This is a genomic window from Collimonas sp. (assembly GCF_035566375.1).
GTDB lineage: Bacteria > Pseudomonadota > Gammaproteobacteria > Burkholderiales > Burkholderiaceae_D > Collimonas.
The window spans coordinates 20,192-44,169 of record NZ_DATMRK010000020.1; the positions used below are offsets into that span (position 1 = coordinate 20,192).

The following is a 23,978-nucleotide window of genomic DNA, read 5'->3' on the forward strand; positions in this document are numbered from 1 at the left end:
ATATGGGTAATAACCTTATTTGACGAAGCCAGCGAAACGCAGCGCGAGCTGGAGAAGGTCGGGCGTGATGCGCAGAATGTGGCAAGAGCGTTCGACGAGAACATCAGTCGTGTCATTCAGCAGGCGGATGAAGCCAGCAGTCTGCTGAAATTTCAATACGAGCGCTATGGAGAGAAAATGAACAGCCCGGAAAATCGGGATGCACGCTTCATACAGAACAGTCTCGCCAACCGTTTCTTCATTCTTAATGAGCACGCGGCGCAGATTTATGGCGATGAAGATTTTGTACTTGACGATCAGGTTGCTGAGCAACATATGCAAATGCATAGGCTGCGCGACACCGGTCAGCTGCTGTTCCTTGCCAAGCCGACGCGCGATCGCATATCCGGGGAGTGGTCGCTGCAAGCCAGTCGTCGCCTGAACCGTTCCGACGGCAGTTTCAGCGGTGTCGTCGGCGTTTCGATGAATAGTGCGATCGTGACCAACTTCTATCGTCAAATCAATATAGGCAGCAAGGGGGCAATCAGCCTGGTCGGTGATGACGGCACGATCAAGGCGCGAGAGCCGGACGCTAGCTTTGCTAGCGGACTGGATGTTTCCGGAGAGCCGTCGTTTGATCTGATCAAGGCTCGCCGCCAAGGTTATCTGATTACCCAAAGCCCGGTCGATGGCAGGTTGCGGGCGTATGCCTATCGGCATATGGAAAAATATCCGCTGTATGTGATCGTCGGTATTGCCATAGATGAGGCTATGCAACCCTTTTACAGCAATCGCTATCGTGGGGCGATGCTGGCCGGTATTGCGATCACGATGGTGTGTGCGTTCACCGGTTTTATGCTGGTCCTGGCGAATGAATTATTGAATACGCGCCGTACCGCGACACTTGCCAATCAGGCAAAGTCGCAATTCCTGGCCAATATGTCGCACGAATTGCGGACCCCGCTGACCGGCATCCTGGGTTACGCCGAGCTGCTGCGCGACGATCTGTACGGCACCGCCAGCTGGGATTTTGCGCAGGCGATTCATGACAGCGGCTCACATTTGCTGTTACTGGTCAATACCGTGCTAGACGCCGAGCGGATTGCAGCAGGGAAAATGGGGCTGACTATTGCAACAGAAAATTTGCGAGATCTGATGCAGCAGATCGTCGCCGGCCACGCATCCACTGCGATGCGCAAAAAGATCGCGCTGAGACTGATGCTGAGTCCTGTGTTGCCGCATGAATTCGCCTGTGACCGCAGCAAGATCGTCGCAGTGCTTAACAACCTGATCCACAACGCTCTCAAATATACGCATCAGGGAAGGGTAACGGTATGGGTTCTTGCTGCTGATCAAAAGCTGATATTCAAGGTGGTGGATACTGGAGCAGGCATCCCTGCGGAATTCCAGGATGCTATTTTTGAAAAATTTTTTCAGGTGGGAGGATCGGAAATGCGGGGGCAGACGGGCAGCGGCCTGGGCCTGGCGCTGGTCAAGGATCTGGTGTTGTTCATGGGCGGCACGATTGCGATGCGGTCGCGTCCTGGCAGAGGTTCCATCTTTACTTTCACGCTACCGGTCTGAGTAAAACGTTAGAGGGAGATCAAGATGCATAGTAAAAATATCGTAGTAGTGGACGACAATCCGCTCAACAGCAATCTTGCTTCGATCATATTAAGCAGGGCCGGACATTCGGTCCAGGTGTTTACCGGCGCATCCGAAGCTTTGCACTATCTTGAGAAAAACAGAGTGGATGTCGTGTTGAGCGATGTCGGCATGGGGGACATGAACGGCAAGGAATTTTGCCGCCTGATCAAGAATGGCGGCAATGCAGCCATTCCGCGCATGGTGGCATATACCGCATTTGCGATGGCAGAGGAATTGTCGTCGATCATGGCTGCAGGCTTCGATGCAATTGTAGTGAAACCGGCTAGCCGGGCGCAAATTCTTGCGGCCTTGGATCCTGTCCGCTCATCCTGATGAAAAGATGAACAGGCCGATCATGCAATCCCGACCCTGCAGCCATTTCAGCGCGGAGATGTTTTTAAGGCACTCCTACAACGACAACGTCATTCTTGCGAAGCTGTGCGGATTGTTTCTGCAGGTGGGGGGCGAGCAATTTACCCGGCTGGAAGCTGCCGTACGGGCGGGCGAAGTCGCAGCCGCGACCCGCGAATGTCATGCGCTTAAAGGGACGTTGCTCATCGCCGGCGCGCATTCCGCCACCCAGATATTAGATAGTATCGACGCTGAGTTTAATCGCCAAAAACTGGTGTGTACCCATGCCAGGTTTCTGGAGTTGCATACCGAAATAATGCTGACCTTTGATGAGGTGCGCTGTTTCCTTGATCGCATCGCAGAGCCGAGCGCTTCCCTTAAGTCTTTGTCTGGCGACGCCCCCCATTTTGCCTGACGACTATTCGTCGTCTGTCTGGTGTGACACGGCCGCACCGCCAGCCACTAAAGCTAGCCCTTCAATCGGATATTCATGGAATTGTGAGAATGCCCAGCACGCCAAGGCCGTTCACCGCCGGCTGGCCGGATCCTGCGATCGAAACAGACAAGCCCTTTACCGCGGTTTTGTCGGTCTCGCTCCTGATATTCAGGTTAGACACAACAAATTTCGTGTTGAATGTACCGCTGAGATTTTTGAGATTGGAAAGCAGCGCGCTTGATTGCCCCTGAAGCTGGCTGAGCATGTGTTTCAATACAATGCCCGTGTTGACCGTCAACTTGTTATCCACGACCTCGATGAATTGAATGTCTGAGATTTTGGTAAGCGTCAAATTGGCGCCAGTGCCGCCACTGGTTTTGGCGGACACATACATCTTGGCTCCTGCCGGTATCGCAACGGACAACTGCTTATTGCCGTCCAGCGACAGATCTGCCTGATCCACGATGACTTGCAGTACCAGTCCGCTGTTGCCGGTGTCCGCCAACTCAACTCCCAGGCTGACATTACTTGTCATGACGCCGCCGGCATTCCTGGGAATGGGGCTGCCGATCACCTTATACGTAAAGCTGACGGTATCGGTCGACGCCGGTTTGGCCGGCAGGACCACGCCGCTGGAGAACTGCTTCAGCGTATAAGGATTGCCGTTAAATTCGATGCGGTCATTCTGGATTGCGAGGAAGTTCGTAGGTTGTGACCAGCTACCGATGGCAACTGCCGGGGCCGAGACGCCAGCTAGCTGCGCTTGCGCGGCTATAGCCGATGACATGGCAGCACTTGCTGCTGCATCGTTGCTGCTGTCGCTGTCACTCAATACCGTCAGAGCGGTTCCCAATGTCGTCAAATCCACTTTGCCGGCGACGGCGGTAGTCAGCAAGACCGCCACCCCGGATGCCGCGTTTGCAATCGTAGGATCTGCTTGCAGCGACTGGGTCAGGCTTAGCAAGTCAGTGTCGCCGGCTTTAGTCAACGCCTGTGCCTGGCCCGCAACGGCGCCTGAGATCAGCACCGCCACGCTGCTTGCACTAAAACCGCCCAGGCCGGCCTTGGCGGCAGTCAATGAGGTGTCGCTCGCGGCCGCTATGTTTGTCACCGACTGTTGCACCATACCCGACACCAATGAAGCATTTACGCTGTTGTCGCCGCCAATCAGCTTTGCCGTCGGGTCGGCTACCAGCGTGGTCGTAACTGCCTTGGCCACCTGGCTGTAAATTGCCTGGACAGTAGCGGGACTGGAGTCTTGCGCCAAAGCGCCAAGCGTATCCGTGACTTGCTGGATGATTTGCTGCATGGCCAGGGTCTTTTTATGAAGGTCGGCATTGCTCATCGGATCTGTCATGCGGATATCTGTACCGGCAGGCAGGCCCAAGGCGCTGGTAATCTGGGCAGCGGTCATGCCGCCATTCACCATCAAACTGGTCAATGGCGTTGCAACAGTGCTGCCGGCCTGGGCTTTCAGAGTGCCTTTGAACGGCAAGCCGGTGTCGATACTGCTGCCGCCGTTCACCACAATCGTGCTCGAGCATGCGGGTGCAAAGGTGAAATTGCCTTGAGCGTCGGTCGTGACAGCTGTTTCCCCGGCATCAGCCACACCGTTGTTGTTGGTGTCGCAAAGAGCCGACGCGCCGCTCAAATAGCCGTCAACCGCCTTCCCTGCGGCTGTCTCGGTGACTGCCGGTGTTGTGGGTGTGACGGCTGTCGATGTGCCGTCACTACCTCCGCAGGCGGTCAAAATCGAAGCGACGGCAACCGACAGTAGAGCCAATTTCTTCTCGAACATTTTGGAATTCCTTTAAGTTGATTGTCCGTGCCGGACAAATTCCCAAATATCAATTGAAGCTGTTCAAGGACGTCGATCGTATAAATTACATCATCAAGGGGAATGTAAATAGCTGTCAGAATTGACGGGTGGGGGACGTGTGTGACGCTCAGGCATGCAACGTAAGTTGAGAAAAATACGTATTAAGTCTTTTGCCTGGCGATGAAATCTATTTTGCCTGACGATCGTTCGTCGTCTGCCTGGTATGGCCCGACAGCAAAGCCGCCGCGCTCTCGATCAGGGGTTCAGTTGGGATGGGCTTGGCAAACGATGCTGCCAGCAGAGTCGCGAAGCTGCCGACGACGAGGGCGCGGTTCAACTCCGGCTTTGGCATTTGTTCTGCAAGCCAGAGAAAGCAGAGGCAAACAGCTGTTCCCAATATCCATCCGCTGAGCGCTTCTGAAATCGAATGGAAATGCAAAAGCACGCGAGACATGGCGATCAGTGCGGCAAAAGACATGCCGAGCAGGGCTGTGGAGAGGCGCACTGCGAGCGTGTTTTGTTGCAGGAGGATATAGAAAAACGGCGGGATAATGGCAGCGGCTCGCATCGCATGGCCGCTGAAACCGGTGAAGTCAACTGCTTCTATGCCGATGCCCCAGCCGACATAGGCGATTTTCGACGCTGCAACCAGCAGCAGGCCGCCAGCGAACAGCAGGCACCAATACCACGCCAGGCGCCAGGCCTGGCCGGCAGAAAGCCACGCCGCGATCGCGGCAGCGGCCGGCAGCAAGATAGTGCTGCCACCGATTTGGGTGATTTGCATCCATGAAAACATAGGACTAAGCGCCTGAACGTTGATGACAATACGGGTTTCTTGCGACAAAAGCAGAGCGATAGGCGCAGATCGCGTTGCTGCTGTTTATTCGGATGCAGCTGCCGGGGCCGCCAAACGAGATTGGCGCGCCTTGCGTGCGGCGCAGCCGCGCAAGAAGCCTCGCAGTTCTTCAAAGACAATAGGCTTTTGAAAGAACAGCACCTCATCCGGCAAGCCACCGCGGGCGTCCAGATCGTCTTTGTCGAGCGTAGTGAGAACCGCAATCTCGATATGCCTGAGCTCAGGGTTGGCTAGCACCGCCTTGACTATCTCATAGCCGTCTATCCCATCCATCACGATGTCGAGCAACAGGATGTCGTGCTTGCGTCGCGCGATTTCTATCAGTGCCTGATAGCCGTTTTCACAGAAACGGAGTTCGATCGGGATATTCCAGGAAGAAATCTCCTTCTCGTAGATCATCCGTTGCAGTTGATTGTCTTCAACGATCAATGCGCTCAAGTTCGAGGAAAGCGAGCCTTTGACTTTTTCCACCAGTAGATCGCTGCGTTCAGCTTTGAGCGCATCTATCGCTTCACGCGGAATGCGGCGATGCCCACCTTGTGTTTTCCAGGCAACCAGAACCCCGCGTTCCACCAATTGCTGAACCGAAGTAACGGAAATGCCGAGCAGGCGGGCTGCCTCTTGCGTGGTGACATCGCTTTGATTGAGTTTCACTGCTGTCATCGGGAGATTGGAGAAAGTTGGTTAAGTATTTTAGCAAATTATGAAATGTCATGGATCAACAGAATTTCTGGTTATTCAAATCAAAATACTATAAAATCACAAAAAACGTTATTAATTCAATTTTATCGGCATTTACGTTATATTTTTGTTTTGAAATTACATGCTTACTTTGCAATTGCCTCGCTTGGACGGGCTATTGCTAGTCAAACTGGAACGGCGTGAATGAAATTGAAAAAAATATTACTGCTGACTTTCTCTCGGACTTTCTCCCTGATTCTCTCTCTGGCCCTGGCCGGTTGCGCATTTGCGCCGGGCATGAAATTCGATTCAAATTCACCGTTGGATCCCAGTGATCCCGCTTCCATCCCGGTCATCACACCGATCACGCTTAAATTGATACAGCAGGAAAATGCCGAGCACGCACGGGAAAAGCTGCGTACCGACAATTACCGGGGGCTGATCGGCAAGCCGCAACCGTATCGCATGGGGCCGGCCGACGTCTTGTCCATCATCGTCTGGGACCACCCCGAACTGGTGGTTCCCAATCTGACCTATACCCTCGGCGCAACCGGCAACCTGTCGAGCAGCGGCATGACTTCGCAGACCTTGCCGGGTTACGTGATCAGTAACGAGGGCGAGGTTCAGTTTCCCTATATAGGACAGTTCCAGGCAGGCGGGTTGACCGAGGGCGAAGCGCAAAAGAAGTTGCGCGAAATGCTGTCCAAATATATCCGCGATCCTCAAATCACTTTACGCGTGATTGGCTACCGCAGCCAGAAAATCTATGTCGACGGCGAAGTCCGTGCGGCCGGCGTCAAGCCGATCACCGATGTGCCGATGACCTTGTCTGAAGCACTCAACCAGGCCGGCGGCATCCCCTCCAGCGGCGACTCAAGCCGGATTACGCTGGTGCGCGGGGCCAAAAATTATCAGCTTAGCGTACCGGCGATGATCGAGCGGAATATCAGTCCATCCACGATTGTGCTGCTGGACGACGACGTGATCCGGGTCGCGCCGCTGGAGGAGAACCAGATATCGGTGGCGGGAGAGGTTCTGAGGCCGGGATCGCAGCCGCTGCGCAGCAATGGCCGCCTGAGTCTGAGCGACGCCTTGAGCGGCGCTGGTGGCGTTGACGCCAATACCAGCGATCCGAGCGCGATTTACGTAGTGCGGGCTGCCGCTGACGGCGGCATGCCGACAGTGTTTCATTTGGATAGCAAATCGCCGGTTGGCATGGCGCTGGCAGAAAATTTCGCGCTCCAGGCCAAGGATGTGGTGTATGTCGACGCCCCTGGCCTGGTGCGCTTCAACCGCGTGGTGACGCAATTGGTCGGCAGTTCCACCACAGCGGTCAACTCGCGTAATGCGGTGGATAAGAAAAATTGATCAAGTCCATCCTTATCGTTTGCATCGGCAATATCTGCCGCAGTCCGATGGCGGCAGCGCTGCTTGCGCAAAAATTGCCCGCTGTCGAGTTGCGCTCGGCAGGCATCAATGCCTTGATCGGCCAGCCTGCTGCGCCGCATTCGATCGCGTTGATGCAGCAACGCGATATCGATATCAGCGCGCACCGGGCGCAGCAACTGCAGGCATGGTTGTGTGAAAGCGCCGATTTGATCCTGGTGATGGATGCCCAGCAAAAACAGATTATTGAAGAACAGTACCCGACCACGCGCGGCAAGTTGTATCGACTGGGTCAGTACGGCCAGTTCGACGTGTTCGATCCGTATCGGCGCAGCCGCGAGCAGTTCGAGGATTGTCTGCGGCTGATCGAGCAGGGGGTGGCCGACTGGGTAAGTCGCATCGAAGCGATCAATCAATCATCAGCAGAACATTGACCTGTCCATGACCCAACTTAACCCGCCTCAGCCACATTCAGCACGCTCGCCGCACTTGCCCGACAAGGAAGACGAGATCAGTCTGGCTGCGATTCTCGATGTCTTGTTGGATAATCGCCGCCTGATCTGCCTGGTTACTCTCGCATGCATCGTGATTGGTGCGTTATATGCTTTTTTAGGGACGCCAATCTACAAAGCCGATATTCTGGTGCAGGTGGAAGACAACTCGCCCAGTGCTGCCGCCAGCAATGTACTGGCCGACATGTCGTCGATGTTCGACCTTAAATCGACCGCGCCGGCTGAAATCGAAATTCTGGGTTCGCGCCTGGTGGTATCCAGGTCGGTCGACAATCTGCACCTTTTCATCGATCAGCGGCCAAAATATTTCCCGCTGATAGGCGCTGTCATCGCGCGCGCAAACAAGGATCTTTCCAACCCGGGATTGTTCGGTATCGGCGGCTACGCCTGGGGCAGTGAAAAAATCGATGTCGATGTTTTCAATGTGCCGCTACTCCTGGAAGGCGAATCGTTCAAGCTGAAGACGCTAGGCAAAGGCCGTTACGTTTTGTCGAGTTCCAAGTTCGACCAGGTATTTGAAGGTACGGTGGGGCGGACGGAAATTTTTCATCTCGCCGATGGCGTGATAGAACTGCACGTCGTTCAGCTGCAAGCTAATCCGGGCATCGTTTTCGATCTGGCGCGCAACTCAAGACTGAAGACCATCCAGGATTTGCAAGAGCTGCTGAGTATCGCAGAAAAGGGCAAGCAATCCGGTGTGATCGGCGCAGAACTGTTGGGGGCGGAGCCGTTGCTGATCAGTGAAACATTGAATGAGATCGGCCGTCAATATGTACGTCAAAACGTCGAGCGAAAATCCGCCGAGGCGACCAAATCACTGGACTTCCTTGATGGCCAGCTGCCACAGCTGAAACAGGAGTTGGATCGGGCTGAGAATCTTTACAACGCGCTGCGTGAACGGGCCGGCAGCATCGATATCGGCGAGGAAGCCAAGATAGTCCTGCAGCATGCAGTGACGGCCGAAACCCAGATATTCGAACTGAGGCAGAAGCGCAAGGACCTGGTTACCCGCTTTGCCGATTCGCATCCATCGATCCTGGCGCTCGACCGCCAGATCGCCGCGCTTCAAAGTGATCAGGGAAAAGTCTCCGGGCAGATAAAAAAACTGCCGAATAGCGAGCAAGAGCTGTTGCGTCTGATGCGCGATGTGACGGTGAACACCACTCTATATACAGAGTTGCTGAACAATATTCAGCAATTGAAACTGGTCCAGGCGGGCAAGGTCGGCAATGTCCGGGTGGTCGACGTTGCTGCAGTTCCGGAAATCCCGGTCAGGCCGAAAAAGATATTGGTGCTGCCAATTGCCGCAATATTCGGCCTGTTCGCGGGGATAGTGGCGGCCGTTGTACGTGAGACTCTCTACGGCGGCATCAGTAACCCAAACGATATCGAGCGCTTTGCAGGTTTGAGCGTGTATGCCACCGTTCCCTTGAGCAATGCGCAAGAGGAGTTGAACAAGAAAATCAGAAGGAAAGCCAAGGAACCGGCCGTGCTGGCGGTGTTCCAGCAGCACGATACTGCGGTCGAAAGCTTGCGCAGCTTACGCACGGCCCTGCGCTTTGCCATGCTGGAAGCGCATAACAATATCGTGTTGCTGACCGGCCCCGCCCCTGGGGTTGGCAAGTCGTTCATCGCCGCCAATCTGTCGGCACTGATTGCTGCTTCGGGAAAACGCGTGCTGCTGATTGACGCCGATCTGCGCCGCGGCCATCTCAATCAGTACTTCGGATCAGCGCGTGGCAAGGGCTTGTCTGAAATGATTGCGGGCGCCGCAACGCCGGCTGAAGCACTGCAGAAATCCATACTGCCGAATCTCGATTTCATTTCCACAGGCAGGTTGCCGCCTAATCCGGCCGAGCTGTTCCTGGCCGGGCGCACCTCGGAATTGCTGCAAGATTTCTCCGCGCAATACGACATCGTGCTGATCGACACAGCGCCGGTGCTGGCAGCCTCGGACGCCGGCATTCTGGCGGCAATGGCCGGCACCGTGTTCCTGGTGGCGAAGGCTGAGGTGAGCAAAATCGGGGAAATTATCGAATGCGTCAAGCGCCTGGCGCAGAACGGGATACGGGCCAAGGGAGCGATATTCAACGGCATCAGGCACGACACGCGCAGGTATGGCTATGGCGCCAGGTCAGGGCGGTATCGGTACGCCGCTTACTCCTATAAACCGCAAGACCTCATCTCTTGAGCTTGCCCTCGCCATGAAAAAAACCAAAGCGCTATTGCACATCGTATTTGAGCAAGCCGTTTTCACTTTTTCTTTTTTTTCTACACAGGCTTTGCTGGCGCGCTATCTGAGCGTGGAGGATTTTGCCACGTTTTCTGTCATCTACTCGGCTGTGATCCTGTTGAATATCGTGCATGGCTGCACGGTCATGGAGCCATTGCTGGTGTTTGCCAAGGCGGACTATGCGATCGACCGCAAGTTGCTGGTGAAATTGCATGTGCCGCTGGCGCTGGTCAGTGTGCCGGTGCTGCTTTATCTGGTATGGCGAATTCTCGATACACCGCCGTATTTCGGTTACGCCTTGGTTCTTTCGCTCATGGGTTTTGTGGCGTACTGGACGGTCCGCTCGATTGCCATTCTGGAAAATAAAAGCCTTAAATCGGTGATTCCTGCGCTGGCGCAACTGGCCGGCGTATCGGCGGCAATTGCGCTGATTCCGAAGAACAGTCCCTATGAGTTGAGCGAGCTGCTCGCCGCGCTGGGTCTGCCAATGCTGCTGGCGAGCGCACTTATCGCTGGCCTGGCTAAAGAAAAGAGTCGTCAGCCAAATGAGACGCCGATTGCAAACAATGCCTGGCTGAGTTTTGGCCTCAATAATTCCCTCAGCCAGATCCTGATCTGGGTGATGACCAATGGCCTGGTGATCTACTACATGTCGCGGCAGCAGGCGGAGTTGGCGGCCAATTTCCGGGTGGTATTGATGCTGGTGCTGCCGGCACAGTATTTGAACATTGCGATCTCGAATTTCGGCCTGCCGAGGCTGGCGCGGATGTTCGATGAAAAGGCGGCAGAATTTTCATCGATGGCGCGCATTCTGATCGCGGCCACCCTGGCCTCCAGCCTGTTGTACAGCCTGGTCTTATGGATCTGGGGGCAGTTCCTGGTCGGATTGCTGTTCGGCGCCAAATACAGCGGCCTGAACATGCACGACTATATTTTGCTGCCGGTGATTCTGGCTGCGATTCAGGGCACGCGCACCGTATTGAAGGCGCTCAGATTGACGCACTGCGCGAGCTGGGCCGTAACCGGCGGATTCCTTTGTTTCATTCTGGTATTCCTTGCCCGTCCGGCGGCATCCGTCAGCACCTTCTTCATTCCCACCATCTTCGGCCTTTGCCTGGCCTCCGTGATCATGTTTTACCAGATTCGCAAAAGCTTAACGGTGAGTGTTTTATGAAAATAGTGATTGCTGCTGTTCCTTTTAGCCCAAACCTGGGCGATGGAATTATTTATGAAAACATCCGGCAGCTAATGCTGGAACATATGCCGAATGCGCAGGTCAGCGCGCTCGATATCGCCGGCCGGGACGATTATGAGGCGCCCGGTGTCTCCAGGAAAACCTTGATCAGCAAGGTGCCGAAGTGGTCGCGTCCCTATCTGGTTTGCGCTTACTTCAGCATACAATATTTTTTGCGCTGGCGTCGCAAGTGGCTGGGGCAACTGGCCGATGCGGACCTGATTGTGATCGGCGGCGGGCAGCTGTTCCTGGACGTGAATCTGAATTTTCCGATCAAGTTGTTCCTGCTATCGAAAACCATCAAGGCCGCTGGAAAATCCGGCAAGGTTGCGATTCTGGGGGTTGGCGTTGCCACCACCATGTCCGGCGCCGGCACAGGATTGCTGCGCCGGACGCTGGCCAATCTGGCGCCCGTGCAGATCAGCACGCGTGACAGCGCTTCCGCTCACAATCTGCAACAGATCCTGGCCGCTAAACTGGTAGTGCGAGTCACACCGGATCCTGGCATCTATTCAAAGCAAACCTATGCAAGATCTTTGCCGGTACGCACTCCAGGGGAAGTTTTGGGAATCTGCATTTCAAGCCCGTTGGAGCTGAATCAGCTTGGTTCGGAGGGGGCGGATTATGCGCAGCGGATCGGCCTGTATTTCCAGCAGCTGGCGCGGCAAGCGGTTGAGATGGGGTATCGGGTTCTGCTGTTTACCAACGGTTCCGGGGACGACGAGACATTTAAAGAAACGCTGGCAACCGATCTTGATCCCAATACAGTGCTTAGCCTGCCGCGGCCCGACCTGCCGGCGCAATTGGTCGCCAACATCGCCAATTGCGATTGCATCGTCGCTCACAGGCTGCATGCCAATATCGTCGCCTACGCGCTCGACATTCCCAGCATCGGCTTGAGCTGGGACAGCAAGATCAAGTCTTTTTTCAAGCAGACCGGCCGCGACCGCTTTTTCATTCCGGCGCCGATACCGGATGTCCGGCGCACGCTCAGCTTGCTTGATCATGCGCGCCGCAGCCGGGCTACAACAAAAAAACCGGAATTGACGCAGCAACTTACATCGGAAATTGCTGCCTTGCTCAACGCATCCAGTCCTTCTTCTGCGGTGGTCTTGCCGGCAGACGCAAGCGCTGCGGCCACGGCGACGGCATAACAACGACGATGAAAAAACTTTTCGACAAGCGCATTGCGGCCGAAATCAGGCTGATCAGCGGCGCGCTGATGCTGTTGCTGGGTGCGTTGGTCTATTTATATCAGCGAGTTTTTCTTCCCGCCTATTTTTTTACCGATGAAAGAACGATTCTCGATTTGATCCAATATACGGATCTTCATCTGGCAGAGCAAAACTCCTTTGTCAGCATGGCCGTGATTTTCTCTTTTCTCGGCCAGGCCGGGTCGCAACTGTTATTGGTGAGCGCCACCGGGCTGGTGATGATCTTTGTCAGCAAACGCTCTTTCCGTTTTGTCGATCTTGTGTTTGCCTGCGTCCTGATGGCGTCGTTCGCATTGTTCAACCTCAAGCTGTCCAAAGAAGTCGTCGTCATTCTCCTGAATCTGGCGGTGTGCCTTATCTGCAGCTGGCGCCTGTCGAACCATAGCAAAATCGGATTGACGGTAGCCATTTATTTGCTGTACGCATGGCAGTTCCGCATCTACTACGTGCTGATTGCCGGCATCCTGCTGGCGCTGCATATGGTGGCCAGCAGCCATGGCAAACTGCGCGCGGTAATTGTGCTCGGCATCCTCGCTGCGTGCCTGGCGCTGCCGGGTGACTTCTGGAATCAGTTGCAGCAGGCGCGCGATATCGTCAATGAAAACAGGGAAGGGATGGCGGACGCCAAGACCGTCTTCACGAATATCCTGACGCCCAACGGCGTACTGACGGCTCTGCCGAATGTCGGTTTTGCGACGATACGCTTTTATTTCGCGCCGGTCTTTTCACTGCGTGCGCAAGAGCTGATCCTGTCCTTTACCTTGTGGTATCTGACCTTCGTTCTTTTCAGGCGGCGCAACTACCAACATCCATTGTTCTTGCTGCTGCTAGCCAATTTTGCCGTTCAGACTTTCTTTGAACCGGATCTCGGATCTTTTTTTCGCCATTTGACAGCCTATGCCTTCTGCGTGTTCGGCATTGACTATCTACAGCCTGCGCAGGAGGAGCTTGCGCGCAGATTTCCGGCTGCCAGGCCGGTTTATTTTTCACGGGAGGCATGAATGGATAACAATCAGCATAAAAATCGTCCGCTCAATGTGTTGAACGTAGCAGAGACCATCAAAGGGGGAATCGCCACTTATCTCGATACGCTGGAGCGCCTGAGCGCTGATTTCAATTGCCATTTCTCGTATTTGATTCCTGCCGCGCAAGCCGATCAGCTGAATGCCGGCCGCAAGCATTTTCATGCTTATTCGCGTGCAGGCTTTGGGACTCTCAAACTCGCGCTAGCTATCGTTCATCAAGTACGCTTGCAGTCCCCCGATATTGTCTTCGCGCACAGCACTTTCGCCGGGGTAGCGCTGTGCCTGGCCAGGCCGTGGCTTGGACGCAAGACAAAAACGATGTATTGCGCACACGGCTGGGCCAGCTTCCGTGACCGCAGCAAACTGGTGACGCTGCTTACCCGGCTGGTCGAAACGGGTATGTCCTACGTTCCAGACTCGGTGGTAGAGATTTCGCGTTATGAATATGATAAAAACCGCAGATCCGGCTTTTCCCGCAACTGTACTTTGATCCAAAGCAGCGTGCTGGATCGCAAGGATGCGCCGCGTCCGCAAAGCCGGGACGACGGCCATTTACATATCTTGTTTGTCGGCCGTCTGGACCGGGAAAAGGGCTACGACATCCTGTTGGAGGCAATTCGCATTTTGCAAAAAACCAGACCGGAATATGTGTACCACATAGTCGGTGCTCCGGTGCTGGCCAATCTGGCGCTTGAAAAACTGGATGCCTGGAATGTACGTTATTACGGCTGGATCGACCAAGCTCATATCGATACGTATTACGACCGCGCCAACGTGCTGGTAATGCCGTCACGCACAGAGGGATTCGGCTTGGCGGCATTGGAAGCTTTTCGCAGCTATGTGCCGGTGATTGCCAGCAATCGCGGGGCGTTGCCCGATATCGTCGAGCACGCGGTGAACGGCCTTATATTCAATTGCACCGCCAGCGACCTGGCGGAGAAACTGGAAAATCTCAACCACGATACCCTCAAGCGCTATGCATTGGCGGCGCGTGCTGCCTATGTGGAACGCTTTTCGCCGGTGCAGTTCATTGCGGGTTATCAGAAATTATTTTCCCATCTGCGACAATTAATTAACCAGCCAACGTGGCGACAACATTTTCTTATGCAGAAAGACAAACGATGAAATCGCGTATGGCTTATGTTTCCCCTGTTTTTCTCTGTAGTCTATTGCTGGCCGCACCTGCCAGCGGCTGGGAAAAATACGGCATTCACTCCATTTATCCGGTCGCCATCGGCGTCCAGGTCAAACCTTCCGCGTTGTCGAATGATGATTTGAAAAGGATCAAGAAGGCGGGCTTCGAGTACCTGCGATTTGGTATACGCCCGCCTATTGCGGCGGTCACGAAAAGCATGCCGGATTATTCGGCGCTTCTGACCCAGATCCATAACGCGCAACTTAAACCCATCGTCACGTTGTTTGGCGGGGTCGATGTCTGGGGCGGACAAAAACTGGAATCGCGCATGGTCAGGACTCCGCGTGAATCCGCAGATAAATTTGCCGCCTTTGCGCTGGACACCCTGCGGCAATATGCAGATCCAGATATTTTATGGGAATTATGGAATGAGCCGGACGATCCTACTTTCTTGAGGCCGGGGCTGTTGCAATCCGGATTGCTGCCATCGATACAGACAATTTGCGCAGCTCTGAAGGGTGACGGGCAACAGCAGGGCTTATCGCGAAAAAAGCTATTTGGCTTCGGTTTCAGCAAAATGCCGAATCTGACTCCTGATTCCATCGGCAACCAGCTGCTAGCGGCGTCGCTGGAGAACTGTCTCGACGGCGTTTCTGTACATCCTTATCGAAACATTCCCGAGACGGTCATCGACGATGCGCAGCAGACGCGCAGCCTGATGCAACAACACGGACGCGCCGAATTGCCGATGATTGCATCGGAATGGGGGTATTCAAGCTTTACCGCCACCCGCGATCAGGACGTGCAGGCGGAACTTATTCTGAGAGAGTATTTGTCGGCGGCATTCGCCAATATCCCGCTATTGAATATCTACGAGTGGAAAGATTCAGGAACCGATCCGACGGCGATCGAGCACAACTACGGCCTTGTCGATAACGACGACAGACCGAAGCAAGCGCTGCTGGCGCTCAGCTATTTACTGAGCAAGCTGGAACATACTCAGCTAGTTGCCAGCAACAAGGACGGATCGGCGTATCAGCTGACCTTGACTAGCCAGGCTGGCGTCAAGGAAAGGCGGACCGTCTACATGTTATGGACTTCTGCATCGCGTAAAGGCAGGCCGTTCAGCATCCAAAGGAATGGCGCCAAACGCTGCGTCATCAGTCAGTTTCACCCGCAGCAGAGCGATACGCCTTGTCCGGGAAACGGCGAAACCATCGAGGTGAGTGCCGGTTCGGTGCCAGTCGCGGTAACGCTCTATTTCTAGCCGGAGATCGACAGAAGGAAGGGCAGTGGATGCGCCGCCTGCCAGGCTCCCTGTATTGGGAGTCTCGGCTCCATGCTCGGTTCATCTCAATAAGCAGTCTTGCCGGTCCAGCCTTTGAAGGCAGTCCAGACCAGGATCCGGAAATCCATCAGGAAAGACCAGTTCTGTATGTAGTGCATATCGAACTGAACCCGCTTTTCCATTTTTTCAAGTGTGTCGGTTTCGCCGCGATAGCCGTGGATTTGCGCCCAGCCAGTGATGCCGGGCTTGACCCGATGGCGCACCATATACAAATCCAGAAGTTCTTCATACATCTGATTATGTTGCAGCGCATGCGGCCTTGGTCCAATCACTGACATGTCGCCCAGCAAGACATTGATGAATTGCGGCAGCTCATCCAAGCTAAAGTGGCGCATGAATTTTCCTATTCTTGTGACACGCGGATCGTCCTGGGTGGCTTGCGTGACCTTGCCGTGTTCCTGATGCAGTTGCATGGAGCGGAACTTGTAAATCATGAATTTCCTGCCGTTTAATCCTAGCCGGACCTGTTTGAAAAATACCGGTCCGGGCGAAGACATCTTGATGCACGCCGCCAGCAGCAGGAACAGCGGACTCAATGCCATCAGCGCCGCCAGCGCGAATAATTTGTCCAGAAAGTGCTTGGCAATGCCGCTGGCGCCGCTGCTGGCAGGACGATTCAGATCGAAGGTTGGGGTGCCGAGGAAATTGCTCATCCTGCTGCTGATCATCTGGATCGCCTTGGTATCAGGCACCCAGCGGATATCTACCAGCGAGTTGCGCAGGTAGATTTGCAAGGGCCTTAGCTGAGCGGCTGCGGTCATCGGCAGCGTGATCCAGATTTCATCGATCTGATTGGCGAGTACATAGTCAGGGATCTGATTGAGCTGTTCGATCCGCGTGATATCGGCGTCACGCAGAATGCCGGCTTCGTCGGCATTGGCCACTATGGCCTTGACGTCATAGCCTATCCACGGCTGGCGCAAGGCGCGGCGATGGATTTCCTGCCCGGCCTGGCCATAGCCGACGATCACCACCCGCTTGCTGCCGAGGTGGAGTTTGCGCAACCTCACTAGAGTGACGTAGGAGAAGGCACGGTACAGCAACAGCAGCAGCATGCTTGTCATGTACCAGTAAAGCAGCCAATGGTGCGAGAGCTTGCCGATGCCGTGTACCATGCGGCTGAGTAAAATTCCCAGGATCAGCACCAGCGCCCAGGATACGGCAAGCCGCATGAACATGGCCGCAGCGGGCAGTTCGGGCCAGGCTGTGTAGAGATTGAGCTGGGCAAACAGTAAAAACGCCAGTGCACAGCAAAAATATAGCAGCACCGTGTGGACCGGCGCCGCTTGCGATAGGGCCATGTGGAAATGGAGATAGGCAACGGTCTCGGCCGCGATAGCCAGAATCGCCATATCTGCGATCCGCCTTGGGAGCTCCTGTCCCAAAACATACTGGAGAAAAGTCAAGTGTGTTGAGCGTGACATGAGTGTCTATCCATTGGACTGTCAAAAAGCGGATGAAGGCTTACGCCCGCCTTTCAAACTTTGAATCAGCAATCATTCAAAGTGATTTTTGCAATTGTCGTCATGCAACAAATTGCCCTCATGAATCATTTTAATCATTGAAATCAGTTTATTCAACGTAAACATTTTAATTAAAATGTTTGCAGAAATTTAGTGATAATTTGTTATTTTGATATTTTTTTAAAGATTCCTCTGACCTGAGGACGAAGACGGAGCAGCAGTGGTGAGTTGTTGCAGATGACAGCTGTGGGTAAGCGCGCGATTGGAAAGGCGGTTTCAGGTAGCGATGGGGGCAGGGAGCTCGTTGCAATTCGAACGGGTGGGATTTCCTCGGCCTAGCCATTGCGGCCAGGCCACCAGCTTTGCAAAAAGCTTAGGTTTTAATGAGAGCAGGCGGCTTCACGGATAGGCAAGCGTATCGCTTTTGCCGATAAAATTTTTCCCGCGCGCACCTTGCGTGGCGCGGTGCATCATCTGCTGCGCCTCTTCAGCTGTCACGCCGTAGTCGGAGAAATTGCTGCCAACGCCGAGCTGGTGCAGGAAGTGCCGCAGGCACTGTTCCGCCGCTTCCGGCGAGGCGCCAAACACGCGCTGCAGTACAGCATCCCGCTCCTGATCCGCACCCCATGCCAAACGCAGCACCATAGGCAGAGTGAACGAACAGGCGATGCCATGCGGTAGGCCATGACGCAAGGTCATCTCGTAGGAAATGGAATGCGCCAGCGCGGTCTTGGTATTGGAAAACGCCAGGCCGGCCTTGAGCGCCGCCAGCGCCATGGTCGAGCGCAAACTACGGTTTTCCAGGTCTGCCGCTAGCGCCGGCAGGCAAGCCAGGATATCTTCGATGGCCGATATCGCGTAGGTGTCCGAAATCGGATTGGCGTTGACGTTCCAGATCGACTCCAGCGCGTGCGACAAAGCGTCCAGGCCGGTGGAAATGGTAACCGCCCGAGGCACGCTCAGCATCAGGTCGGGATCGATGATCGCCGTCTTGGGCCAGGTGCAATCCAGATGCAAGGAATATTTCTTCTGTTGGCCGGCGTCCCAGATAGTAGCCCACGGCGTGACTTCGCTGCCGGTTCCTGCAGTGGTAGGGATCGCGATCAGGGTCTTGCTCTTGGCCGGGATGAAGGGCTGGCCGGCGGACAACAGCGCCAGCAGTTCCTGGAAACTGCCGCTGGCGGTGCCGACCATCAGAGCCTTGGCGGTATCGATGACGCTGCCGCCGCCCAGCGCCACCAGAGTGTCGCATGCATGTTCCTGTTGCCAGAAATGTTCATACATCGAACTTAATCCTGAGACGTCGGGATTGGGCTGGACATTGTCGATGACATAAGCCAGCCGCTGGCCTAGCATCTGCTGCATTTTTGATAACAGGCCGAGCGAGCGTGCTTCGGGGAAGGTGACCAAAACCACTTTCGCGTCGCCAAGCAACTTAGGCAGTTCCTGCAGGCTCGCCGGACCGTAATGAATAGCTACGGGGTTATGAAATCGTTGCGCCATCACGTTTCCTTTTTTCTGGGGATTGCTGCGGGTTGCTACGGGTTGCTACTACTTGCTGCCAAATACGCGAACTTGCAATCCACCGTCAAAGACGGCGTCCACGGCCAGCGACAGAAAATAACACAGGGCGCCGTGTCATGTGCCTGTCATGAATTCAGGGCTTGATATTGTATTTTTAAAATGCGTGTGGTGTCGGCGTGTCATGGGTAGAATCTACTAACTTGACCGTAGTTCGAAATTAACCATTCGAAAGAAAATCATGCATACAGCCGCCATAGAAAGAAAACAGCAAAAGCTGGCAGAGATGGTCGAATTCGCTCGCGATCGCTTGCCGCCGGAAGTGTTTGCACCGATGCAAGCATTCCTGGTCGAGTATTACTCGCAGGTGGGGGAAGAGCAGATACTGAGCCGCGATATCGCCGATTTGTATGGCGCCGCCGTCGCCCATTGGCAGTTTGCGCGGCATTTTGTGAGCGGCACGCCGCGCGTCCGCATCTACAATCCGCAAGTCGAAGAGCATGGCTGGCAATCGGCCCATAGCGTGATCGAGATCGTCAACGACGATATGCCGTTCCTGGTCGATTCGGTCACCACCGAGATCAACCGCCTTGGCTTGACCTTGCATGCGGTGATTCATCCGATATTCCGCGTTTGGCGCGATGCCGGCGGACAGATAGTGCAGATCCGGCGCGCCAGCGAGAGCAGCGGCCAGGATAGCGGCGGCCCGGCAGGGCTGGAACCTAAGCTGGAATCGCATATACATATAGAAGTCGACCGCTGCACCGAGGCCGCCAGGATAGAGGAAATCCTGGCTGGCGTACTCAAGGTGCTGGGCGATGTCCGGGCTGCGGTGGAAGACTGGCGCCAGATGATGACGGCGGCCAAAGCTGCGATCGACGACCTCAAGCAACAAGACCATAGCGACGCCGCGCTGCATAGTGAAATTGCCGAGGCGCGCGCCTTCCTCGAATGGATGGTGGACGATCATTTTACGTTTCTCGGCTATCGCGATTACGAGCTGCTGGTACAAGACGGTGAAAATTATCTGCAAGGCGTGGCCGGTTCCGGCCTCGGGGTATTGCGCGATTCCCTGCGGGCGGCCGATAGCGCTGACATGACCAAATTGCCGGTCAGCGCGCAAGGCATCATAGACTCCCGTTCGCCGATTTTCATTACCAAGGCGAATTCACGTGCAACGGTGCACCGAGCCGGCTATCTCGATTATGTTGGCGTCAAGCGCTACGGCGCCGACGGCAAGGTGGTCGGCGAACGCCGCATCGTCGGCTTGTACACCTCGACCGCCTACATGGTGCCCACCAGCGAGATCCCGCTGGTGCGACGCAAAGTGGCGAAGGTGCTAGAGCGCGCCGGCTTTGTTCCGAGAGGCCATCTGGCCAAGACCCTGACCACCATCCTGGAGCAGTACCCGCGTGACGAACTGTTCCAGCTCGATGAAGATGAATTGTTCGACACCGCCAGCGGTATCCTGCGCCTGGAAGAACACCAGCGGACTCGTTTGTTTGTCCGCCGCGACGCCTTCGGCCGTTATGTTTCCTGCCTGGTGTTCGTGCCGCGCGACCGTTTCAACACCGAACTGCGCGAGCGTATCCAGAGCTTGCTGCTGGAAGCCTTCAACGGCACCGGCATCGAGTTCACACCCTTGCTGTCGGAATCGATGCTGGCGCGTATCCAGTTCACAGTACGCACCGAACCCGGCACCGCGCCGGGCAGCGTCGCCGAGATCAACGTCGAGCAACTGGAAGCGCGCATCGTGCAAGCCACCCGGCGCTGGCAAGACGATCTGACCGAAGCCTTGCTGGAACAGCGTGGCGAAGAGCAGGGCACGCGGCTGCTGCGCCGTTATGCAACATCGTTCCCGGCCGGTTTCCGCGAAGACTATGCGGCACGCACTGCGGTGCATGACATCGCCTTGCTGGAAACCGCGCAGAAAAATATCGGCCTGGCCATGAGTCTGTACCGCCCGATCGAAGCGGCGCCAGCCGCCTTGCGCCTGAAGATCTACCGTGCCGGCAAGCCGATGGCTTTGTCGCAAAGCCTGCCGATGCTGGAGCATATGGGCGTCAAGGTGAACGAGGAACGTCCTTACCGGATTGAGCTGCAAGATAGCGAACCGGCCTGGATACACGATTTCGGCATGCAAACCGCGGACGATAGCGAAGTCGAGATCGATCGTATCAAGGGCATATTCGAAGAGGCTTTCGGTCGCGTCTGGAGCGGCGAAGCGGACAATGACGATCTCAACCGGCTGGTGCTGGGGGCGCGTCTCAACTGGCGCGAAGTCAGCATCCTGCGCGCTTATGCGCGTTATCTGCGGCAAGTCGGATCGACTTTCAGCAACGCCTATATCGAACAAGCCTTGACCGCCAACCCGGAGATTGCGCGCAAGCTGGTGGAACTGTTCCTGGTTAGATTTGATCCAGCCCTGGCGCAGGACGCCGGTGCAGAAGCAAAAGCCAAGACCTTGCTGCAGCAGACCGAAGAAGCGATGGACCAGGTGCCGAATCTCGACGAAGACCGGATCCTGCGCCAGTTCCTGGGCGTGATCGGCGCCACCTTGCGCACCAATTATTTCCAGCGCGGCGCCGACGGCCAGCCCAAATCCTATCTGTCTTTCAAGTTCGATCCGGCCAAAGTGCCAGGGCTGCCGACACCCAAGCCGATGTTCGAGATCTGGGTCTATTCGCCGCGTTTCGAAGGCGTGCATCTGCGTGGCGGTAAAGTGGCGCGCGGCGGTTTGCGCTGGTCTGACCGGCGCGAGGATTTCCGCACCGAGGTGCTGGGGCTGGTGAAGGCGCAAATGGTCAAGAATGCGGTGATCGTCCCGGTTGGCTCCAAGGGCGGATTCGTCCTTAAGAGCGCACCGCTGGCCGCCGAGCGCGACGCCTATCTGCGCGAAGGAGTCGCCTGCTACCAGAATTTCCTGCGCGGCCTGCTCGACCTGACCGATAACCTGGTCGACGGTAAAGTGGTGCCGCCGCCGGACGTGGTGCGCTACGACGCCGACGATCCTTACCTGGTGGTGGCGGCCGACAAAGGCACTGCCAGTTTCTCCGATTACGCCAATGCGATTTCTGCCGAATACGGTTTCTGGCTGGGCGACGCCTTCGCCTCCGGCGGCTCGGTCGGCTATGACCATAAAAAAATGGGCATTACCGCACGCGGCGCATGGGAAGCCGTGAAACGCCATTTCCGCGAAACCGGGGTGAATACCCAGGAACAGGATTTTACGGTAGTCGGCATCGGCGACATGTCGGGCGATGTGTTCGGCAACGGCATGCTGTTGTCGCGCCATATCAAGCTGGTGGCAGGCTTTGACCACCGTCATATTTTCCTCGATCCGAATCCGGACCCGGCGGCCAGCTTCGCTGAACGCGAGCGTTTGTTTGCCTTGCCGCGCTCTAGCTGGGCCGATTACAACAGCCACCTGATCTCGGATGGCGGCGGAATCTATGCGCGCAGTCTCAAGACGATTGCGCTGACGCCGCAAGTGCAAGCGGCGCTAGGCGTAACCGCCAGCGAGCTGGCGCCGACCGAATTGATACGCGCGATCCTGCTGGCGCCGGTCGATCTGCTGTACAACGGCGGCATCGGCACCTACATCAAGGCCGGCCGCGAAAGCCACGCCCAGGTCGGTGACCGCAGCAACGATGCGATCCGCGTCAACGGCGCCGAACTCAACTGCAAGGTGGTGGCCGAAGGCGGCAACCTCGGTTGTACCCAGTTCGGCCGTATCGAGTTTGCGCAAAAAGGCGGCCGCATCTGCACCGATGCTATCGATAATTCGGCCGGCGTCGATTGCTCCGACCATGAAGTGAATATCAAGATCATGCTCGGCCTGATCGTCAGCGAAGGCGAAATGACCGAGAAGCAGCGCAACAAGCTGCTGGCAGAAATGACCGAAGAGGTCGGCCTGCAAGTGCTGACCGATAACTACTACCAGACCCAGGCGCTGTCGGTGGCGGGGCGCCGCGCCGCCAGCCTGCTGGAACCGGAAGCACGTTTGATCCGCTTCCTGGAACGCGCCGGCCGGCTTGACCGGGCGGTCGAGTTCCTGCCGTCGGAAGAAGAATGCGCGGAACGCAAGACCGCCAAGCAGGGACTGACGGCGCCGGAACGGGCGGTGCTGATGGCGTACAACAAGATGTGGCTGTATGAGGAGTTGCTGGCCTCGGCCTTGCCGGCGGACCCGTTTATCGCCAGCTCGCTGGCGGCATATTTTCCGCAGCCGCTGCGTGAGCGGTTTCCCGACGCCATGCGCCGACATCCGCTGGCGCGCGAGATTATCTCGACCTATCTGGTGAACACGCTGACCAACCGGGTCGGCGCCACCTTTGTCCATCAACTGGCCGACGACAGCGGCGCCAGCCCGACCGATGTGCTGCGCGCTACCGTTATCGCACGCGAAGTATTCGGCTTCGAGGAAATCTGGCAAGACATCGACGCCCTCGACAACCTGGTGCCGGACGCCTTGCAGGCGCAAATGTTTGTCGATGTCGGCGGCCTGATCGAGCACGCCAGTTTCTGGTTCCTGCATCGGCATGTGCAAGAAGCCTCGATCGAAGCCACGGTGGCGCGTTTCCGCCAGGCTGCCGATCAGTTGGGGCCGCAATTGGTCTCGCTGCTGGCGGCCAGCGACGCCGAGGCGCTCAAGGCAAAACGCGATGCGCTGATACAAGCCGGCGTCTCCGAGCAACTGGCGCGCCGGGTCGCCAGCGCCGAACTGATCGGCGCGGTGCTGGATATCGCCGAAGTGGCGGCGTCCACCGGGCGCAGCCTGGAACTGGTGGCGGCGGTCTATTTCGCGCTGGACGTCAATTTGAACTTCGGCTGGATGCGTGAACGGGCCGGCGCGCTGCCGGTCGATTCGCATTGGCAGGTTTTGGCGCGCACCGCCTTGCAGAGCGATCTGACCGGCTTGCAGCGTGCCTTGACGGCCAAGGTGATTCAGTCGTCGCCGGCGTTGGAACAGTCGCAGGAAATGATCGAGGTCTGGCAGGCAGCCAGCCGCACGCCGCTGGAACGCTATCGCCGCCTGCTGACCGATTTTCAGATGGGCGGCAATGTCGATCTGGCGATGCTGTCGGTGGCGGCGCGCGAGATGCGGACAATTGAGACAGTCTGAGGAGTTGTGGCAG

Annotated in this window: 19 protein-coding genes; 13 read left to right on the plus strand and 6 right to left on the minus strand. The window is 56.1% G+C overall.

What is annotated here, in order from left to right; translation table 11 throughout:
* Positions 1-15: 15 nt before the first annotated feature.
* Complete coding sequence (locus VNZ60_RS05585; RefSeq protein WP_325657436.1) at positions 16-315, minus strand: hypothetical protein; 300 nt, start codon at positions 313-315, stop codon at positions 16-18.
* Between VNZ60_RS05585 and VNZ60_RS05590 the strand changes: the two genes are divergently transcribed.
* From VNZ60_RS05590 to VNZ60_RS05600, 3 genes are read left to right on the plus strand one after another with little or no spacing between them, the layout of a single operon-like run.
* The gene (locus VNZ60_RS05590) at positions 316-1,563 is read left to right on the plus strand and encodes an ATP-binding protein (RefSeq protein WP_325657437.1); all 1,248 of its coding nucleotides are present in this window, start codon (positions 316-318) and stop codon (positions 1,561-1,563) included.
* A 24-nt stretch (positions 1,564-1,587) separates the two neighbouring features.
* Positions 1,588-1,959 carry a response regulator gene (locus VNZ60_RS05595; protein WP_325657438.1) on the plus strand — a complete coding sequence of 124 codons (372 nt, stop codon included), beginning with the start codon at positions 1,588-1,590 and terminating at the stop codon, positions 1,957-1,959.
* Between the two features lie 7 nt (positions 1,960-1,966).
* Positions 1,967-2,392, plus strand: coding sequence for an Hpt domain-containing protein (locus VNZ60_RS05600; RefSeq protein WP_325657439.1), 426 nt, complete (start codon positions 1,967-1,969; stop codon positions 2,390-2,392).
* 73 nt (positions 2,393-2,465) lie between these two features.
* On the opposite strand, the gene VNZ60_RS05605 is transcribed toward VNZ60_RS05600, so the two are convergent.
* The 3 genes from VNZ60_RS05605 to VNZ60_RS05615 form a co-directional block, all read right to left on the minus strand.
* Positions 2,466-4,211: a hypothetical protein gene (locus VNZ60_RS05605; protein WP_325657440.1), complete on the minus strand. Its 1,746-nt coding sequence runs from the start codon at positions 4,209-4,211 to the stop codon at positions 2,466-2,468.
* Positions 4,212-4,419: 208 nt separating this feature from the next.
* Positions 4,420-5,076, minus strand: a complete 657-nt coding sequence (locus tag VNZ60_RS05610; protein ID WP_325657441.1) for a phosphatase PAP2 family protein — start codon at positions 5,074-5,076, stop codon at positions 4,420-4,422.
* A gap of 36 nt (positions 5,077-5,112) precedes the next feature.
* Positions 5,113-5,751 carry a helix-turn-helix domain-containing protein gene (locus VNZ60_RS05615; protein WP_325657442.1) on the minus strand — a complete coding sequence of 213 codons (639 nt, stop codon included), beginning with the start codon at positions 5,749-5,751 and terminating at the stop codon, positions 5,113-5,115.
* A gap of 45 nt (positions 5,752-5,796) precedes the next feature.
* On the opposite strand from VNZ60_RS05615, the gene VNZ60_RS05620 reads away from it, so the two are divergent.
* Genes VNZ60_RS05620 through VNZ60_RS05660 form a run of 9 tightly spaced genes read left to right on the plus strand, consistent with a single transcriptional unit; the run spans position 5,797 to position 15,775 of the window.
* Positions 5,797-5,973: a hypothetical protein gene (locus VNZ60_RS05620; RefSeq protein ID WP_325657443.1), complete on the plus strand. Its 177-nt coding sequence runs from the start codon at positions 5,797-5,799 to the stop codon at positions 5,971-5,973.
* Positions 5,974-7,137 (plus strand): polysaccharide biosynthesis/export family protein, encoded by a 1,164-nt coding sequence (locus VNZ60_RS05625; RefSeq protein WP_325657444.1) that lies wholly within the window; start codon positions 5,974-5,976, stop codon positions 7,135-7,137.
* A complete protein-coding gene (locus VNZ60_RS05630; protein WP_325657445.1) occupies positions 7,134-7,589 on the plus strand; it encodes a low molecular weight protein-tyrosine-phosphatase in 456 nt (151 codons plus the stop codon). Before VNZ60_RS05625 ends, VNZ60_RS05630 begins: the two co-directional genes overlap by 4 nt.
* A 7-nt stretch (positions 7,590-7,596) precedes the next feature.
* Positions 7,597-9,858 carry a polysaccharide biosynthesis tyrosine autokinase gene (locus tag VNZ60_RS05635; protein ID WP_325657446.1) on the plus strand — a complete coding sequence of 754 codons (2,262 nt, stop codon included), beginning with the start codon at positions 7,597-7,599 and terminating at the stop codon, positions 9,856-9,858.
* A gap of 13 nt (positions 9,859-9,871) precedes the next feature.
* Positions 9,872-11,074, plus strand: a complete 1,203-nt coding sequence (locus VNZ60_RS05640) for a hypothetical protein (protein ID WP_325657447.1) — start codon at positions 9,872-9,874, stop codon at positions 11,072-11,074.
* On the plus strand, positions 11,071-12,288 hold the full coding sequence (locus VNZ60_RS05645; protein WP_325657448.1) for a polysaccharide pyruvyl transferase family protein: 1,218 nt from the start codon (positions 11,071-11,073) through the stop codon (positions 12,286-12,288). Before VNZ60_RS05640 ends, VNZ60_RS05645 begins: the two co-directional genes overlap by 4 nt.
* Before the next feature lie 8 nt (positions 12,289-12,296).
* Positions 12,297-13,349, plus strand: coding sequence for a hypothetical protein (locus VNZ60_RS05650; protein WP_325657449.1), 1,053 nt, complete (start codon positions 12,297-12,299; stop codon positions 13,347-13,349).
* Positions 13,350-14,498, plus strand: coding sequence for a glycosyltransferase (locus VNZ60_RS05655; protein WP_325657450.1), 1,149 nt, complete (start codon positions 13,350-13,352; stop codon positions 14,496-14,498). It begins immediately after the preceding gene.
* Positions 14,459-15,775, plus strand: coding sequence for a hypothetical protein (locus VNZ60_RS05660; RefSeq protein WP_325657451.1), 1,317 nt, complete (start codon positions 14,459-14,461; stop codon positions 15,773-15,775). The genes VNZ60_RS05655 and VNZ60_RS05660 overlap by 40 nt, the downstream gene beginning before the upstream one ends.
* An 86-nt stretch (positions 15,776-15,861) precedes the next feature.
* Here VNZ60_RS05660 and VNZ60_RS05665 read toward each other — a convergent pair whose 3' ends face one another.
* The gene (locus VNZ60_RS05665) at positions 15,862-17,208 is read right to left on the minus strand and encodes an undecaprenyl-phosphate glucose phosphotransferase (protein WP_325657452.1); all 1,347 of its coding nucleotides are present in this window, start codon (positions 17,206-17,208) and stop codon (positions 15,862-15,864) included.
* Positions 17,209-17,718: 510 nt separating this feature from the next.
* On the minus strand, positions 17,719-18,822 hold the full coding sequence (gene psrA / locus VNZ60_RS05670; RefSeq protein WP_325657453.1) for an iron-containing alcohol dehydrogenase PsrA: 1,104 nt from the start codon (positions 18,820-18,822) through the stop codon (positions 17,719-17,721).
* A 274-nt stretch (positions 18,823-19,096) separates the two neighbouring features.
* On the opposite strand from psrA, the gene VNZ60_RS05675 reads away from it, so the two are divergent.
* Complete coding sequence (locus tag VNZ60_RS05675) at positions 19,097-23,965, plus strand: NAD-glutamate dehydrogenase (RefSeq protein WP_414648782.1); 4,869 nt, start codon at positions 19,097-19,099, stop codon at positions 23,963-23,965.
* The last annotated feature ends 13 nt before the right edge of the window (positions 23,966-23,978 follow it).

Bases quoted from the DNA above. Each gene is read 5' to 3' on its own strand.
- VNZ60_RS05585 (WP_325657436.1), bottom strand. From the start codon at position 315: ATGTTGCTCAGCAACCTGATCGTCAAGTACAAAATCTTCATCGCCATA.
- VNZ60_RS05590 (WP_325657437.1), top strand. From the start codon at position 316: ATGCAAATGCATAGGCTGCGCGACACCGGTCAGCTGCTGTTCCTTGCC.
- VNZ60_RS05595 (WP_325657438.1), top strand. From the start codon at position 1,588: ATGCATAGTAAAAATATCGTAGTAGTGGACGACAATCCGCTCAACAGC.
- VNZ60_RS05600 (WP_325657439.1), top strand. From the start codon at position 1,967: ATGAACAGGCCGATCATGCAATCCCGACCCTGCAGCCATTTCAGCGCG.
- VNZ60_RS05605 (WP_325657440.1), bottom strand. From the start codon at position 4,211: ATGTTCGAGAAGAAATTGGCTCTACTGTCGGTTGCCGTCGCTTCGATT.
- VNZ60_RS05615 (WP_325657442.1), bottom strand. From the start codon at position 5,751: ATGACAGCAGTGAAACTCAATCAAAGCGATGTCACCACGCAAGAGGCA.
- VNZ60_RS05620 (WP_325657443.1), top strand. From the start codon at position 5,797: ATGTCATGGATCAACAGAATTTCTGGTTATTCAAATCAAAATACTATA.
- VNZ60_RS05625 (WP_325657444.1), top strand. From the start codon at position 5,974: ATGAAATTGAAAAAAATATTACTGCTGACTTTCTCTCGGACTTTCTCC.
- VNZ60_RS05635 (WP_325657446.1), top strand. From the start codon at position 7,597: ATGACCCAACTTAACCCGCCTCAGCCACATTCAGCACGCTCGCCGCAC.
- VNZ60_RS05640 (WP_325657447.1), top strand. From the start codon at position 9,872: ATGAAAAAAACCAAAGCGCTATTGCACATCGTATTTGAGCAAGCCGTT.
- VNZ60_RS05645 (WP_325657448.1), top strand. From the start codon at position 11,071: ATGAAAATAGTGATTGCTGCTGTTCCTTTTAGCCCAAACCTGGGCGAT.
- VNZ60_RS05650 (WP_325657449.1), top strand. From the start codon at position 12,297: ATGAAAAAACTTTTCGACAAGCGCATTGCGGCCGAAATCAGGCTGATC.
- VNZ60_RS05655 (WP_325657450.1), top strand. From the start codon at position 13,350: ATGGATAACAATCAGCATAAAAATCGTCCGCTCAATGTGTTGAACGTA.
- VNZ60_RS05665 (WP_325657452.1), bottom strand. From the start codon at position 17,208: ATGGCGATTCTGGCTATCGCGGCCGAGACCGTTGCCTATCTCCATTTC.
- psrA (WP_325657453.1), bottom strand. From the start codon at position 18,822: ATGGCGCAACGATTTCATAACCCCGTAGCTATTCATTACGGTCCGGCG.